Source organism: Pseudomonas sp. NBRC 111131 (assembly GCF_001320525.1).
GTDB classification, from domain to species: Bacteria; Pseudomonadota; Gammaproteobacteria; order Pseudomonadales; family Pseudomonadaceae; genus Aquipseudomonas; species Aquipseudomonas ceruminis.
The window spans coordinates 1-564 of record NZ_BCBH01000103.1; the positions used below are offsets into that span (position 1 = coordinate 1).

General features: G+C 65.4%; 1 protein-coding gene. It reads left to right on the forward strand.

The window, feature by feature from the left end:
• On the forward strand, window positions 1–564 hold a 564-nt coding region (locus APH34_RS28455; protein ID WP_156358141.1), incomplete at both ends, for an Ig-like domain-containing protein.

The window sequence follows — 564 nt, forward strand, 5'->3', positions numbered from 1 at the left end:
TTGTGGACTTCGAAGTACCACTGACTTCGGCCCCAAATAGCCCCGGCGATCTGGTCATCTCGGCCGACGGTTCCACCCTCACCGGTACCGCCCCGGCTGGCAGCCGCGTCGAGGTGCGCGATGCCAACGGTACGGTGATTGGCACCGTGGTGGCTGGCGCTGACGGCACGTTCAGCATCTCGCTCGTTCCGGCGCAAGCCAACGGTGAGCTGCTCGACGTGGTGGCAATCGATGGCAGCGGCGCTTCGTCCTTGCCCGCCCAGATCACCGCACCGGATATCACCGCCCCCGCCACGCCAAGCGAGCTCAGTGTCAGCGCTGACGGTAGCGTGGTCACCGGCCGTGCCGAACCTGGCAGCACCGTGCGCATCCTTGCTGCTGACGGCACCACTGTATTGGGCACGGCTGTAGTGGGCGCAAGTGGCGCCTTTAGCATCACCCTCAACCCACCGCAGGTTGATGGCGAGCAACTGCAAGTCACTGCAACCGATGCTGCGGGCAACACCTCCACCGCGGGCAACGTCACTGCACCGGATATCGATGGCGGCGACACCACCCCACCAG